Raw genomic sequence first — 16,115 nt, 5'->3', positions numbered from 1 at the left:
AGTATTCAAAGCAGGGCTTTTAAAACACTTTCAATGTACCTAAACGAAAAAGGGCACCCTAAGGTGCCCCGTGGAAAGGTTGGGATGCTTTCCAGTAAACTATTTTACACGTTATTAAACGTCGAACTGGTTCATTGTGTTGTCTTCACCAGACGCCTTCAGTGCACCGTCACCAGAGAAGTACTCTTTGTGCGTGTCACCAAGGTCAGAACCTGCCATTGCCTGGTGCTTAACACACGCAAGACCTTGACGGATTTCCTGACGCTGAACACCGCGAACATAAGCAAGCATACCTTCTTCACCGAAGTAGCCTTTAGCAAGGTTGTCAGTAGACAATGCTGCAGTGTGGTATGTAGGTAGTGTAATAAGGTGATGGAAAATACCCGCTTCACGTGCTGCGTCAGCTTGGAAGCTCTTAATTTTCTCATCTGCCGCTGCAGCTAGTTCACTGTCATCGTAGTCAGCTGACATAAGCTTCGCACGGTCGTAACCAGATACGTCTTTACCTTCTTCAGTCCAAGCATCGAATACTTGCTGACGGAAGTTAAGCGTCCAGTTAAATGATGGAGAGTTGTTGTAAACAAGCTTCGCGTTTGGAACTGTTTTACGAATTTCGTTAACCATTTCCGCAATTTGACCAACGTGTGGCTTTTCTGTCTCAATCCAAAGTAGGTCTGCACCGTGCTGAAGAGAGGTTACACAGTCTAGAACAACGCGGTCAAAACCAGTGTTGTCTTTAAAGCGGAATAGTCCGTTAGGAAGACGCTCAGGCTTAACAAGTTTGCCGCCTTGCTTAAGTACTAGATCGCCTTCAGCTAGGTCATCAACACCCGCCACGTCAGTGGTCTTAAGGAATGCGTTGTACTGTGCTGCTAGGTCACCTTCAGACGTAGACACAGGGATCTTTTGAGTAAGGCCAGCACCCAATGAATCGGTACGTGCAACAATAACACCTTCATCTACGCCAAGCTCAAGGAACGCGTAGCGTACAGCGTTAATCTTAGCTAGAAAGTCTTCGTGTGGAACCGTTACTTTACCGTCTTGGTGACCGCACTGCTTAGCGTCAGATACTTGGTTTTCGATTTGAATACAGCAAGCACCCGCTTCAATCATTTGCTTGGCAAGTAGGTAGGTTGCTTCTTCGTTACCGAAGCCTGCATCGATGTCTGCGATAATTGGTACAACGTGAGTTTCGTAGTTATCAATTTCTGCTTGGATAGCAGCTACGTCACCGCCGTTTTTCTTAGCGTCGTCTAGCTTATGGAAAAGGTCGCCTAGCTCGCGAGCATCTGCTTGACGAAGGAATGTATATAGCTCTTCGATGAGGGCAGATACAGACGTTTTTTCGTGCATTGATTGGTCAGGAAGTGGACCGAATTCTGAGCGAAGTGCTGCAACCATCCAACCTGAAAGATATAGATAGCTTTTGTTAGTAGTGCCTTGGTGCTTCTTAACAGACAACATTTTCTGTTGACCTACGAAGCCGTGCCAGCAACCAAGAGACTGTGTGTACTGAGACGAATCTGCGTCGTATTCAGCCATGTCTTTACGCATGATGCTTGCAGTGTAGCGAGCGATGTCTAGGCCCGTTTTAAAACGGTTTTGAATTTTCATGCGAGCAGCGAACTCTGGGTTAATACCTTCCCAAGTTCCTTTTTGTGCTGCTTTTAATGTGGCGAAGTTATCAATGTCTTGTTGATATTGCGACATGAGCGTCTCTCCCGACTATAATTAAAATACTTAACGTTATTAGCGTTTACGCTGTGGGGCGTTCCCGTTAGTTCCATTTCATCCTAGTGTGCGAATTTGAATAAGAGAAATATATAATCAGCATTGCCGCCATTCATTTTATGAATGTTGTGGCGATGCGTCCTACGAAAAGGTGTTAAACCAGAAGTCTTTGTCTACGCTTTAGGTATAAAAGGTATGAATAAAAGATGCGTAGTTTTTGAGCTGGCAATTAGATAAATGGGTAATAGCTATTAGCGCAAACGCCCTGTAGATTGTCGCGCACTGGTCGGATATGATCCGAGTGTATTGATTTTTATAGAAAAGTGAGTGGTATGAGTAACAGTGTATTGTCGTCTGTCGATCAAAGAACCAAGCTTGTGGGTGAAAATAGGCTTGAACTTTTGATGTTCCAGCTTGGCACGCGTCACGTCTTTGCCATGAACGTTTTTAAAATCAAAGAAGTTATCAACGTTCCAAAACTAAACATGATGCCAGGTTCTCATTACAACCTTCGAGGCGTTATGAACTATCGCGGTAGCTCAATTCCTATTATTGATCTTCGCCAAGCAATAAAAATGCGCGGCTCGGTGGCCGACGACTTCGCTAAAAATGTGATAATTACTGAATACAACCGCAGCGTTCAAGGGTTCATCATTGGCGAAGTGAAAAGCATTGTGAATACATCATGGGGAGACATACAGCCCCCCCCAAATGGCATTGGTAAATCAAACTATCTAACCGCTATCACTCAGGTGAATATTGAGGGTAAAACCGAGCTGGTAGAGATAATAGATGTTGAGAAAGTGCTTGCTGAAATCATCGATTACGATATCTCAATATCGGAAGAGGTGCTGGATACCGAAATTGTAAATCACTTCGTGGGTAAGAAAGTGCTGATTGTGGACGACTCAAGCACCGCCCGTAAGCAAATTAAAGACACGCTAGAGCAATTAGGCGTATCAATTATTGAGCGTAAAAACGGTGCCGCAGCGCTGGCACTACTCCAAAAGTGGGCAGATGAGGGTAAACGCCCATCGGATGAGATACTGTTGATGTTCACCGACGCGGAGATGCCAGAGATGGATGGCTACCGACTGACTGCAGAGGTGCGCAGTGACCCACGCATGAGCGACCTTTTTATTGCTCTGAATACGTCACTTAGTGGAAGTTTTAACGATGCCATGGTTGAAAAGGTAGGGTGTAATCGTTTCATATCAAAGTTCCAACCCGATATGCTAGTGGATGTAGCGCAGCAAAGAATGCGTGAATATTTAGATACCAATAAGTAAGAGAACGTTTGCGGACACTATACTTCCATCATCATAAGACTATTTGGTCTTAATTTCCTTGTAATAACCCTTGTTTATTTTAGTTAAACCTTTGAGGTGAAACGCTGTGTGTTTTACACTTATGCAAAAATTTTTGTAGTAATGACACTTAGGTTTACATTTGCAATTGGCAAATTTCAAATACCTATGCTCACAAGTAAAATACTCAGGGAAGTATAAATGATGACAAATTTCTTACGTACAGTGCTGTTAAGCTGTGCGTCGGCTGCGTTTTTAGCAGGCTGTGGCTCAACAAAAAGTGACCCTGTTGCAGCCGCGAACCCAGAAATAAATACACCAAAAAATATTATCATGGTTGTTGCTGATGGTATGGGCCCAGCGTACACCACGGCTTATCGCAATTACATGGACGACCCTTCAACGCCTGTAGTAGAAAATGTAGTGTTCGACGACATTTTAGTTGGGAATGCGTCAACCTATCCTGCACCGGTTTCAGGCTATGTCACAGATTCGGCCGCTGCGGCGACTGCACTCGCTACCGGCATAAAGTCTTATAATGGTGCCATTGGTGTGGACGTAAATAAAAAGCCAGTGAAATCAGTAATGCACTATGCAAAAAGCAAGGGCATGCGTACAGGCCTTGCGGTTACTTCACAAATTGTTCATGCCACCCCTGCATCTTATATTGCACATAATGAAAGCCGTAAAAACTACAATGCCATTGCAGAAGACTTTTTTGATATTCGTGTAAATGGTGAGTTTGTTGCAGACGTAATGCTTGGGGGCGGTACGTCTTATTTTAAGCGTGAAGACAGAGATATTGCGGCGCAGTTTACTGATAACAATTACCAATTTGTAGACACGTACGAAACATTGGAAAATGTACCTGCAGGAAGTAACGTACTGGGTTTGTTTGCGCCAGTGGCACTGCCTGCTGTACTTGATGACGAAAAGAAAAACCGCCTTCAATATCTTACTAAAAATGCCATAAAGCATTTAGAAAACGACAATGGCTTCTTCTTGCTTGTTGAAGCAAGTCAGGTTGATTGGGCAGGGCATTCAAATGATATTGCATCAGCAATGGCAGAAATGCACGACCTTGCCATAACGCTAGAATATCTGCGCGATTACGTAGCTAAAAATCCTGATACATTGGTGGTTATAACTGCCGATCACAGCACGGGTGGTTTAACTCTTGGTGCTAATGGCGATTATCGCTGGAGCCCTGAACACCTTAAGGGTTTACAGGCCTCTGTGATGACAATTGCTATGGCAATGTCGAACGAAGAAAAGCCTGAAGAATATGTGGCATCAATGCTGGGCTTGTCGCTAACAGAAGATGAGTTAGCCACCCTTGCCAGTGTTGCAAATCAAGATGACAGAAGCCGCTTTACAGCAGTTAAAGCATTTCTTGACGCCAAAACCAATACAGGTTGGACAACCGGCGGCCATACCGGTGTTGATGTAGAAGTGTTTGCATTTGGTGCTGGATACACAAACTTTATGGGCCAAATTGATAACACTGATATTGCTAAAAAAATATTCACGCTACTTGATAAAACGCACTAATCATAAATACTTAAATAGTGTTGTTTGATAAAAGCGCCTTAACGGGCGCTTTTGCTTTATAGGGAGGAGAAGAATTACGCAATGAATAGTGAAATGTATACCTTGCTACAAGACATCTATGATGAAGTAGAGCCTATGCTTGGCATGGGAAAAGTGGCTGACTATATCCCCGCACTTGCTTCGGTAAATCCAAGGCAGTTTGGTATTGCCATATGCGATACACAAGGTCAGATAACATCTATTGGCGATGCAAGCGTACCGTTTTCTATTCAAAGTATTTCGAAAGTATTCAATTTGGTTTTGTCTATAAACCACTACGGTGAGGAAATGTGGGAGCGCGTAGGTTGCGAACCTTCAGGGCTACCTTTTAACTCTTTGGTGCAACTGGAGTACGAGAACGGTATTCCTAGAAACCCATTTATTAACGCCGGTGCTTTGGTGGTGAGTGATATGGTGCAGTCGCGTTTCGCATCGCCGCATATAGCCATGCGCGATTTTGTAAGAAGGCTATCTTGCAATGGCGATATTGTGGTCAATAAGGTGGTGGCAGAATCTGAATACGAGCACCGCTCGAGAAATGCTGCCATGGCCTATTTAATGAAGGCGTATGGCAATTTCGACAATGAAGTAGAAGATGTTCTACGAAACTATTTCCATAACTGTGCACTAGAGATGAGTTGTGAAGACTTGGCGCGGTCAACAAGCTTTTTAGCCAATGCGGGTTTTTCATCATGTGCCAGTGAACAGGTACTAAGCCCTTATCAAACAAAACAAGTTAATGCGCTTTTAGCAACAAGCGGAATGTATGACGAAGCTGGAAGCTTTGCGTTTAAAGTAGGGCTGCCAGGTAAAAGTGGTGTAGGTGGTGGTATAGTTGCCGTTGTGCCCGGGCGTTTTTCTATTTGTGTATTTTCGCCTGCGTTAAACAGCGTAGGTAATTCACAGCTTGGGGTTGCAGCACTTACATCGTTAAGTGAGCGAATAAACTGGTCAATATACTAGCCTTTTTAAACGGTTAGTAACCGGTAAGCTCCATAAAACCAGTGCCACCGTGTGTACCAGTTACTTCAATTCTGCCTTCGTAGTAGGGAAATAAACTAGGGTTCCACTGGTCTTTTTTAAATGGCGACGTTAGCAGGTTTATTTCTTTTGAAGGAATTGATATTCGCCAATTCGTGGGTACGCTGTGTTCCTTGTTGTTAGAGGTAATGAGAGATGTTTTTTCAGGCTGAATAGATATTTCATCGCCATTTAGTGTTTCTTTGCGCCCATCTTTTCTTATAAAACTAGCCGTTGTAAAAACTTCCGACACATTGCTTGTATCGCTTGTATTACTTACGTTTCCGTCTGCTTCTTTTTTCGTTGCATGCATCCGAAACGCCATTAGCTTGTCGCCATTATCAAAATGGAGAGAAAACCAATCCCAGCCCATGGCCTCGCTATTGGCAAGGTGACTTGTCCATTCGTGATCAAACCAGCCAAGCCCGTTTACAGATATCTGCTTACCACTAACTATAAGCGTGCCGTTCGCTTCAATGAATGGTTGACTGTAATAATATGACCTAAGGCGCTCGTCATAGGTTTTCTTGCTATACCCATCGTCACCTTGTTTGATGTAGGGGCCGTTAGCAGTAAGTTGAAGAAATGCACTAGTGTTACTATTAGCCGCTTGAGGAAATGTAACGTTTAACGATGATGGAAATAAGCCGGCGTTAATGTTGCTAGCTTGCCAGCTCCAGTCATCGATAACAGCTTCAAATGGCGCTGTGTTTACATAAGCATTACCTACGCCGCCAGCAGCAAAGCGTTCTTCAAAAAAATGCTCGTCTTTAGAATGAAGTGATGCATGCCCCATCCATTGTTGTGAATTCGACCAACTACTCGCATGTTGGGGCGAGTTAGATGTGTCGTGCTCTTCAAAACCAGCTTCAAAACCACCTTCAAAAGCCTCGCTAAAACGAAAAAGCGTAAACTGCAAGCCATATTCATTTTCGTTTTCATCTTCAAGTACAAAGGTGAGATACCACCATTCAAGCTGAAACTCGGGATGGCTTTTATGATCTTCAGGCAGTTTAAGCAGTGCGTTGCGCTTAACTGATGCGGCGTTACTCACAGTATTATTGCTAGGCATGTTGCCAAAAAATGAGGTGGGGCCTACATTTGTTTCGCGGTTGTTAGATTGGCTTTGTTCAGAGCAAGACATCAGCAGAACGACAACCGTTAAAAGGGCAGACGGTACTTGTATCCAATTCAAACTTAGTAGCCTGGCTAGTACTTTTCCTGCCACATATTTCAATTCAAAAACGCGCTCGCGGACTCTTATTATCGTTTTACTGTATGAGTTGAAAATCATAGCTGAGTATCCTGCCTTAAATCTATCTTAGGCTTTAGTTTGCCCAACGGCAGCAGTAACACTAGCGAGATAATTAATAGCGATACGCCAACGCTGGTGGCAATAACTTGTACGTTAATACTTAACGAATACGACCAGTTAAAGGCATAGCGATTTACCAAGTTAATAAATACATACGCCAGATAAATACCGCACGGAACACTGAGTAGAGCCGTTACTAAGCACAGCAGCAAGTATTGAATAAATAATACTGCCTTTACTTTTAGCTGACTAACACCCAGCGCACGCAATACAGAAAGCTGCGCTGCATTACCTAATGTAAGCACCGTAAGTGAAACTGCAAAAGCAATACCGGCGACTAGCAACGTGGTAATATTTAAGCCATCGGTAAGCACAAAGGTTTTATCAAATGTATTTAAAGACAGCGCCATTAATTCTTGCTGAGAGAAAAGTTGACCTATACCGTCTTTTGCATTCAGCTTCAAAACGCTTTCAATGTTGCTTTTGGTTACACCGCTATTTTCATGCGCTGTATTGCTAACTGTATTACTCAGTAAATGATTTACCGTACTACTTACTGAGTCACTTACTGAGTGATTTACCCTATTGGGCTCGGTGATTTCATACTCTGAGCTGTTGTGGATTGCCATTACGCCCGAGAAGAGCGCATCACCACTTGCAGTATCGACACGATTAAAATACGGCAAAGGCACCAGAAGTTGACCATTTAAGTTGCCGTAATCAGGATATATACCTAGTACAGTCCATGAAACAGGTAAAGCGAAAATGTCATCTCCCTTTTCATCACCTCTTGCGGCGCTTGGACTTGCATTATTCTTTGGGTGATACGTTACGTTCGATAATATTAGGGTTTCACCAACAGAAATATCTAAACTAAATGCGAGTTGCTGATTTACGTAAACGCCGCGACCTTCTACAAAATTCCTCCACGCATTGGGCTGTGCGAAATCCACAACCAGCGCCTCTCTTCCCAAGGCGTGAGTGGGATAGCTGCTAATAGAAACGCTTGCTTCCTGTTTCCCTTTAAAAGTTGCTTTGCCTTGTGCCCTCAGTAATGGTGTTGCCTGTGCGTTACTGGGAAGAGAAATGGTTGAAAGCGGTTGATCAGTATAAAGGTAGAACGGTGCATAAAGCCGTTGATCTAGCCATTGTTCAGTGGCGGACCGAAAGCTATCTGTCATGGTGTTCATGCCAATATTGGCGGTTAGGGCAATGAAGAAGGCGCATACCGCTAGTTTCGTTTTACCCGAAAGCAAATGCATGTTCGCCATTACAAAATGAAATACAGGCCACGATTTAGGTGCAATAACAGCAAGGCTTTTTGCTAATAGGGGAAGCCAAAGCAGCACTAAAGAGCAACACAACAACAGCAAAGCAGCAACAAACAGCAATGCCATACCCGTATTATGCACTGTCTGCTGTATCGTGATTAATCCGGCGATCGCTGCAGCAGTGCACAGCGACGCTGTTCTTACTGAGAGCGTTCTTACGCTTCTCACACGTTTAGGGGTGAGCGCATTGGTTAGTTGTGAAACTGGCACCACCGCAAAAAGCAGCAGCGAAACAAAAGTAATACTTAACGTAAGGGCAAACAAGAAAAGCAGATTTACGTCGGGGTTTATAAATACGGCATTAAACAATGAAGAAAAAGTACCGCTGATAATAGGGGAAAGCGCCGATGCAGCATAAAAACCTATTGCCATACCCGCTGGAATACTCACTATGCAATAACATAAAAGTTCGGCATACAACGCTATTAGCAATTCTCGTTGACCAATACCCAGCTGGCGAAGTCGTACGATGTTGGGAAGCCTAGTGCGGTACATCAAGTTAATAGCATTTAGTACTATAAATAATGCTACAACGCCCATCAGGGCGCTTATTGCCCACAGGTTTAATTTAAAGCTTTGTGGTAGCGAGCCAGTTTCGTTTTGCTGCGAGGTGTTTTGTAGTACTACCTGATTGCCTATTAGCGTTTGAATATTCGACATGTCTTCTGCAGTTAGCGTATTAACTGAAACAAAGCCAGAGAGCGGAATAGACGCTTCGGTAATGCCAGCACTGTAAAATTGGCTCATTGCTACCAATATTACACCTTGTTCTATGCGAGTACTTATTACCTTTTTGAGCTTTTGGTTTTCTTGTGTCTCATTAGTGCGAGTGTCAAGAGTGTTTATAGTAGGAGTGCTAATAGTAAGTAAATCATCGCAAGCCAGCTTGGCTGACGTTATAGGGTGTATCAGCGCTGCGTTACTCAATAGCTGGTTTTGTGCGTTATTGGTGGTTGTTGGCGTGCTGTTAAAAAGTGATGCCTTACGCTCACTAAAAGCGCTGCCTAAAAGTGGTTGATAATCTACCCCTACAAGCCTAAGCGTGCTTTTTGTATCGGCATCAAAGCTATCAGAATCTGAGCTAGTGGTATCTGAACCACAGGCAACATTTACCTGCCGTTCTGCCAAGGCAATAAGCGAAGTAAAGCCCGCTTTGCGTAACGTTACATAATCGTTTTTGGTAAAGCCTTCTTGTCCGTCGCTAGGTTTTATTATTTGCCCTAATAATACCGATGAATTGCTTTGAAGCAGTGCACCTTGCGACGCACCTTCGTTTATAAGTAAAACGGTAATTAATCCCGCGTTAGCCAACATAATGGCTAACATGATCAGTAAAGGTTCCCACGGCCGCTTTTTGGCCATGGCAAGTAAGGTAAAAAGCGTTAGTTTAAAAGCGCACATAAGGGGTAACTAACCCACTAAACCGAAAGGGAAGGTTGGTGCTTGGCATCAAAAAGTTTGCCTTGGTGTAAATGCATTGGCTTGTCTGCAAGTGCTGCAACGTCGCTGCTATGCGTTACCACAATTAGTGAGGTGTTTGTTCTTTTGCAGGTATCAAACAGCAGCGCTGATACAAATTCACTAGTGGCCTCATCTAAATTACCCGTTGGTTCATCGGCTAATACTAGAGAAGGACGATGTACCAACGCACGGGCAATGGCGCAACGCTGTTGCTCGCCGCCAGACAGGTCGCTCAACGGCTTTTGAGCAAGGTCGCTAATATTGAGCTGCTGCATTAATGTTCGTTGAAAGGCGCTATCGTAGTTTCCTTTAAGCCGAGCGGTAAAAGCGATATTGTCCCACGCGTTAAAACAGTCAAACAAATTGTAACTTTGAAACACAATCCCTAAATGGTTTTTACGAAAGTTATCTAACGCTTTATTACTTTGCACTTTACGTGCGCTTTTCTTTATGGGCTTGGGCGTTGCTAGCTCGGGATTTGTTTGACCGTGCGTTGTGGCATTTGGTGTAATTTGCAAACCACCTACTGATATCAAACCACTGGTAACACTATCGAAGCCAGCGATTAAAGACAGAAGCGTTGACTTTCCGCACCCTGAAGCGCCTTGAATGCTTACCGACTGACCTTGTTCAACCTGAAGGTTTATGTTGTTGAGCAACGGAGCGGCGTCAGTTGAAAATGTTTTTACTAAATTATTGATGAGCAGCATAGAAAGTACTTACAAAGCGATAAGTTACAGCAACATTACTACTACGTGTTCGACGGTCTTTTTGTTTACTTATGTTTGAATGGGAACACGGTGCTTGCAGCAGTTAGACAGTAAGAAATGTAAGCGCAATAAAAAAGGGCCATTAGGCCCTTTTTTATTGGTTTATAAAGTTATCTAGCTCTTCGCCAGTAATGTTCTTTATTTGAGCGAACAAATACCAGAGTGCTGCGATTAGCAATATCATGCTGGGTATAACAATTACTGGGTAGCTTAGCGCTGTCATACGGCCTAGCTCTTCGGTGTAGGCGGTAGTGCCAGGCTCGCTCACTAGAATCATTTTTGCCAAAATGTAGTTAAGTGCAGAGGATAAGAAAAACGAGCTTGCAACAATGTAAGAGCTAACCGCCACTTTTTTCTTAAACTCAGGTTGCTTGCCTTTTGCATCGAGCACTGCGTTAAGGTGCGGCCAGTTAATAATTTGGTCGTTAAGAATAAGCATTTTAACAAGCGGCTTGTTGGAATATTGAGTGACCAATACCGCAATGCCGATTAGTCCGGGTATTGCTGCTTCTTTAATGGCAATGTATTCCGCGGGAAGTTTTAGCAGACTAAAACCGCCGGTTAACAGCACGCTTAGTATGCCTAAAATAGAAAAGCCGTTTACTTTTCCTGATGCTTTTAAATCCCACAAGCCATAGCCTATCGGAAAGCTTAAAGCTGCTACGATGCTCCACGCTGGCCCTAAATATTCATCAGAGCTTGCGTAGCTCATTAGCACCACGGGAATAATAATATTAAACGCAAGGTTACCAAAAAAGCCTTGGTTCTTTTGTGTAGGTTGTTGTACTGCTGACATAGTTATTTTAAATGTTAAGTCTTGGGTTCAATTATACGGAAACGAGTTATCGTGCCCAGTGCCATGCGGCAATTAAACCGCCAATAAAGCCAAATAAGTGATATTCAAAGGAAATAAACTTCGACGTAGGGAGTACACCAACTAACATTCCTCCATAAAGCGCAGCCACTAATAACGAAATAAGCAAGTATTTGACTTTTTTGCTTCTAAAACCGGCGAGTACAAGAAAACCAAAATAACCATACACCATGCCGCTTGCGCCAATGTGTGTGGCCGTTCGCCCGAATAGCCACACGCCTGAGCCACCAATGATCAAGGCACTGAGTGTAGCTATCAGAAAAGTACGTCTTCCCCATTGCATGGTTAACCACATAAACAATAACAACGGCACAAGGTTTGCCATTAAATGGGTAGGCGTGCCATGCAAAAATGGCGCAGTAAAAATATAGGGCAAGTGCGACAATGAGCGCGGCACAACACCAAACTGATTAAGGGCATTACCTGTTAAGAGATTCACCACTTCAATAACAATAAGTAACGCACCTAATGTTAATAAAACCCGTATTTGAAAAGAGAGTGGCTTCATTTCGATTTCCTCTTTACTACCAGTTAAAGCACCGCAAAAACGTGTGGCACTACGTGCGATATTATATGATGCACAGCCTGTAGAAATGATGCTGCGATAAACGATGCTACAGGATGATATGCGGCAAATACCTCGATAGGTCCTGCGTTATGGCAGACTTATCCTCCCTTACGGAAATGCCCGCAGGCATATCATCAACAAGCCAGCTTCCTATGAGTGTATGATTACCTTCAAAAACAGGTAATGGTTCAAATGCCTGAATAATAAAGCCTTCCTCGCCGTACGGGCCGCTACTTAATTCACTCTCTACGCCATTTTCGATGAGCGACACATTGGCCCCTTCTCTGGAAAATAGGGGTTTTTTAATCCACTTTCCTGACAACGCATTGTTTTTGATATCTTCTGCAAAGTAAGTCGGAAGCAGGTTGGGATGGCCTTCGAAGCGTTTCCACAGCTGTGGCAACAAGGCTTTGTTCGACAGAATTGATTTCCACGCTGGCTCTAGCCAATTAACATTGGCATCGTCAAGTACATCGCCAAACTCCTCACGAAGCATAAACTCCCAGGGATAAAGCTTAAAACAGTCGGTTATTGGGTTATCTTGTAGGTCGGTGAAAACACCAGTATCAGCAAGGCCAATGTCTTCAATATAAACAAAGTCAGCGGTAAGCCCTGCTTCTTTTGCGCAGTCTTGAAGGTATTGCACAGTACCGCGGTCTTCTACGGTATCTTTACAACACGCCATATGCATTTGGTTAATACCATAGTGCAGCGCTATTTCTTTAAAACGGTGAACGAGCTTTTCTTGTAAGCTGTTGAATTGATCTGCGTGGCGAGCAAGCTTCCCACTATCAACATTTTGTTCAAGCCACAGCCATTGCCAAAAGCCAGACTCGTACAAACTAGTAGGCGTGTCTGCGTTGTTCTCCAACAGTTTTGCCGGTGCTTTTCCGTTGTATACCAAATCAAGGCGTGAATATAAGCTGGGATCTCTTTGAAGCCAGCTGTTTCTTACCGTGTCCCAGTGTGCTTCGGGAATACCAAATTGTGTAAGCAGTGATTCACTGTTAACCACTTCATCGGCCACGGCTAGGCACATTTGATGGAGCTCAGCAGTAGGGTCTTCTAAGTCTTTTTCAATTTGTTCGAGAGTAAATTGATAATACGCACTTTCGTCCCAGTAAGGCTCGCCATACATAGTATGAAAGTGAAAACCGAACTCATTAGCCAGCTGCTGCCAGCCCTTTCTTGGCTGGCATGGCATTCTAAACATAGTTAGCCGCCCCAGCCGCCTTTACGGCCGCTGCTGCCCCAAGATGACTTCGCGCGAACGCTGCTGCCAAAGCCGCCGCGTTTCATTGTGCGGTTTACAGTGGGTTTAGGTTTGTAAACGTCTTTATTCACGCGATAGTTGCGTTTTCGAATATCGCCGTCAAACACATAACCATCTGCGGTAATCCAGCGTGAACGGAAAGGAGAGTTATACGAATACGACGTATATAGTGGTTGAGAGTAATATCGGTTAGGCGATAATAGTGAGCTAACCATATAGCCAGCCATAAACGGCATAAAAAAGCTGCCGCTGCTGTTGTTTACATACTGGCATTGGTTAGGGCCGAACTCATACTCACAGTCGTATTCTGAATTAAACCGCGGGCTGGTACGCATGGCTTCATCAACGGCTGTTTGATAAGCCGCTTCGCAACGTTCAATAGCGTCTGGGAAGTCCTGCTTGCAGTCTTCAAGAGAAGTGTAAATAGTCGCATCTTCACGCTCTGCACCGCAGGCACTTAACATGACGCTGGCCACGCTTAATGCAATAGGTTTAATGCTGAACGCTTTACGCATACGCGTTAAGTCGATGTTTTTACTTCGCTTAAGCCTTCTTGGCGCTTCATTAATATTGTGTTTTAGTTCAGTCATCAGCGCGCCCCTAGTAGGTCATGCAAGCCGCATTTAACAAGCCAACTGCAACTGACATGCTGGCCAGCATAACACCTGCTGATACTTCATTATTGTTAATGCGCTCCGCAATTTTAGGCATAAAGCTAAAGCGCAGTAGAGCAAACGCAAGTGATTGCGCAATTAACGCAACCAGTGCCCATACTGCAAAATCAAGCAATGCAACCGAGTTCGATGCAGCACCACCTAAGGCAATGGCAAATCCAATTATGGCTCCGCCAAATCCAATAGCAGCTGCAACGTTCTTTTCTTCTTTCACAAGCTTCCATTCATCATGCGGCGTAACAAGCGCATAAGCTAATTTAAAGATGAAAAGAAAGACAATAGACAGGCCGAAATACAGTGCGAAGCTTCCAAGGCCAGCCAGTGAATGCATAATGGTTTCCATAGATAATCCTTTTTTCTTAACCGTTAATTGTTATATCTGCGGGTTGAATATCGAAGCCTGTTGAGATTACCAGGCATCGATCCATATTGTTACCAACTTGTTTTTCTTCGCCAACAACCAGCAATGTTTCTACACGCTCATTATCCAGCGGGCGTTCGTAAAGCATCATGAACTGATCTGTTTTACTTACGTCACCGTCTTCCTCATAGGTGGTTTCTGTTACGGCTACTGGTGGAGATTCCTCACCAACGGCTTCCCAAACACGAGTAAACACTTTACCGTCTAATTCATAAGTTGGTTTACTAATAAGGTTTTTCAGGCAGTCGTTCCACTGCGCATTACTGCCAATGGTTTGCGTATCATAAAAGTGCCAAAGCTTTACATCTGTGATGTGATTTTCGGTCGTACCGCCGTCCAGCACAACTTGCAGAAATGCGTCGTCGTCGGTGTAAAAGCGTAGTAATGTGCCGCCTGTATCAAGAGGGGCTTCACCTACGGCTTGAATAAGCTGGGAACGTGCGGCGCCTTCAATGGTAAGCTCTGGCTCTATAAGCGACATCTTTAAATTATCTAGCTCAAATGAACCACCCAGGTACAATCCCATAATTTCTGGCGCTTTCGGCTTACTGGGCGTCGACTTTTTAAACAGTTTACTAAACATAGAAATAGCCTTTTAGTCTGCGTCTAACGACGACCAATTGATGGCATTAATACGGTGCTCGGCGATGTAAAACAGTGTGTCACCGGCATTTAGCGTTTCTTCTAGCGGCGGGTTTACAACCATTTCTTTTATTTTCGCGTTAGGGGCATAGCCAATAAAAATAGCGTTATGCTTGCGCTTCAAATTAATAAAAAGCTTTGCTACTGAAATTGTAGGGCTGTTTTCAGGAATTTTTACTGAAAACTGCGCCTGCCCATCTTCAACACTTAATAAGTCGTGATGAAGCATACTCGAACCCGGGTCGAAAGCCGCTTTTGCAAGCATTTCGACGGCAACACTAGGCGTGCATTCTACCTTGGGGCAGTGGTCTTGTAACAAACCAACCAGACTGTCGTCGTCAAAGTAGGCTACTTGATGCGCTTCTGGGTTTCGTTTTGCGCAATATAATGCGGTTGTCATGGTGACATCGTCTTGCGGGTTATCGATAAGTATTGTTCTTGCCTCGGCCACGCACGCTTTATCCATGTCCTCATCTTTGTTGAACGAGTCAACCTTAACGAACTCAATAACGCCCGGCATAGGGTTTTCAATGTCTTTCTTCACACATAGCACAATATCAGGGCGTTCTGGCATTGCATCGCGTTCACGTATTAATAAGTCTAACAGCAGCATTGTGCGCTGCTCATTCCATCCAATCACTAAAATATGCTGGTCTAGGTGCAAGCTATTCATACCCATTAGCCCTTTTTTCCATTGTCCTGTAACCCAAGCTGCTATTCGCCCAATAACCATAGCGAATATACTTAATCCAAGCGGTATAACGTAAAGTGCTACAACAATTTTCCCCGCCGAAGAGGAAGGGGAGAGGTCGCCATAACCAACAGTAGATGCCGTTACTGCAAGCCAATAAATGAAGTCGACGTTGCCAATAAGGTCATGCTCGCCTGCAGCATAAAGAAGCCAATAACTTGAGGCTGCGTAAAAACCAGTGGCACCTAGTATTGTGTACCAACGAGACTCCGCAAAATGCTTCAACATTATTTTGCGCAGCTTAATCCATGGAGACGGAGACATATTACCCAAAAGCCCTTTTTTCGCGTTATGTTACTGTGCCCCGAATATTGGGAGCTTGTCTATGGTTTATGTGTAACAAACCATTGTTCCTAACCACTTTTCATAAAGTAACAAACAAAAAAG

Annotated in this window: 14 protein-coding genes; 3 read left to right on the top strand and 11 right to left on the bottom strand. The window is 43.9% G+C overall.

The genetic code is table 11. The annotated features are described in order from the left end of the window. Positions 1–114: 114 nt before the first annotated feature. Complete coding sequence (locus ACGHAV_RS11150) at positions 115–1,710, bottom strand: isocitrate lyase (protein WP_390380386.1); 1,596 nt, start codon at positions 1,708–1,710, stop codon at positions 115–117. Positions 1,711–2,063: 353 nt separating this feature from the next. Here ACGHAV_RS11150 and ACGHAV_RS11145 point away from each other — a divergent pair, with 353 nt between their 5' ends. From ACGHAV_RS11145 to glsB, 3 genes are all read left to right on the top strand, one after another. After that, a complete protein-coding gene (locus ACGHAV_RS11145) occupies positions 2,064–3,020 on the top strand; it encodes a chemotaxis protein CheV (protein ID WP_390380383.1) in 957 nt (318 codons plus the stop codon). A gap of 219 nt (positions 3,021–3,239) precedes the next feature. Next, on the top strand, positions 3,240–4,589 hold the full coding sequence (locus ACGHAV_RS11140; protein ID WP_390380380.1) for an alkaline phosphatase: 1,350 nt from the start codon (positions 3,240–3,242) through the stop codon (positions 4,587–4,589). 93 nt (positions 4,590–4,682) lie between these two features. Further along, positions 4,683–5,591, top strand: coding sequence for a glutaminase B (glsB, locus tag ACGHAV_RS11135; RefSeq protein WP_390380684.1), 909 nt, complete (start codon positions 4,683–4,685; stop codon positions 5,589–5,591). Positions 5,592–5,604: 13 nt separating this feature from the next. On the opposite strand, the gene ACGHAV_RS11130 is transcribed toward glsB, so the two are convergent. From ACGHAV_RS11130 to ACGHAV_RS11085, 10 genes are all read right to left on the bottom strand, one after another. Then, the gene (locus ACGHAV_RS11130; protein ID WP_390380378.1) at positions 5,605–6,942 is read right to left on the bottom strand and encodes a lipocalin-like domain-containing protein; all 1,338 of its coding nucleotides are present in this window, start codon (positions 6,940–6,942) and stop codon (positions 5,605–5,607) included. Continuing rightward, a complete protein-coding gene (locus ACGHAV_RS11125) occupies positions 6,939–9,620 on the bottom strand; it encodes an FtsX-like permease family protein (protein WP_390380375.1) in 2,682 nt (893 codons plus the stop codon). The genes ACGHAV_RS11130 and ACGHAV_RS11125 overlap by 4 nt, the downstream gene beginning before the upstream one ends. Positions 9,621–9,712: 92 nt before the next feature. Then, positions 9,713–10,465 carry an ABC transporter ATP-binding protein gene (locus ACGHAV_RS11120; protein WP_390380372.1) on the bottom strand — a complete coding sequence of 251 codons (753 nt, stop codon included), beginning with the start codon at positions 10,463–10,465 and terminating at the stop codon, positions 9,713–9,715. 154 nt (positions 10,466–10,619) lie between these two features. Beyond that, the gene (locus tag ACGHAV_RS11115; RefSeq protein ID WP_390380369.1) at positions 10,620–11,321 is read right to left on the bottom strand and encodes a VC0807 family protein; all 702 of its coding nucleotides are present in this window, start codon (positions 11,319–11,321) and stop codon (positions 10,620–10,622) included. A 46-nt stretch (positions 11,322–11,367) separates the two neighbouring features. Further along, a complete protein-coding gene (locus ACGHAV_RS11110) occupies positions 11,368–11,907 on the bottom strand; it encodes a rhomboid family intramembrane serine protease (protein ID WP_390380366.1) in 540 nt (179 codons plus the stop codon). A 106-nt stretch (positions 11,908–12,013) separates the two neighbouring features. Further along, positions 12,014–13,180 (bottom strand): glutathionylspermidine synthase family protein, encoded by a 1,167-nt coding sequence (locus ACGHAV_RS11105; RefSeq protein WP_390380363.1) that lies wholly within the window; start codon positions 13,178–13,180, stop codon positions 12,014–12,016. Positions 13,181–13,182: 2 nt separating this feature from the next. Continuing rightward, the gene (locus ACGHAV_RS11100; protein WP_390380360.1) at positions 13,183–13,830 is read right to left on the bottom strand and encodes a DUF1190 family protein; all 648 of its coding nucleotides are present in this window, start codon (positions 13,828–13,830) and stop codon (positions 13,183–13,185) included. Positions 13,831–13,840: 10 nt separating this feature from the next. Beyond that, positions 13,841–14,257 (bottom strand): DUF350 domain-containing protein, encoded by a 417-nt coding sequence (locus ACGHAV_RS11095; protein WP_334013407.1) that lies wholly within the window; start codon positions 14,255–14,257, stop codon positions 13,841–13,843. A gap of 16 nt (positions 14,258–14,273) precedes the next feature. Beyond that, complete coding sequence (locus ACGHAV_RS11090; protein WP_390380357.1) at positions 14,274–14,918, bottom strand: YjfK family protein; 645 nt, start codon at positions 14,916–14,918, stop codon at positions 14,274–14,276. 12 nt (positions 14,919–14,930) lie between these two features. After that, positions 14,931–15,956, bottom strand: a complete 1,026-nt coding sequence (locus tag ACGHAV_RS11085; RefSeq protein WP_390380681.1) for a potassium channel family protein — start codon at positions 15,954–15,956, stop codon at positions 14,931–14,933. Between the last annotated feature and the right edge of the window lie 159 nt (positions 15,957–16,115).

Source organism: Alteromonas sp. MTD1, from assembly GCF_042848195.1.
In the GTDB taxonomy this organism is placed as follows: domain Bacteria; phylum Pseudomonadota; class Gammaproteobacteria; order Enterobacterales; family Alteromonadaceae; genus Alteromonas.
The sequence above is the reverse complement of the archived record's forward strand: the minus strand, read 5'-3'. Positions and strand labels throughout refer to the sequence as shown.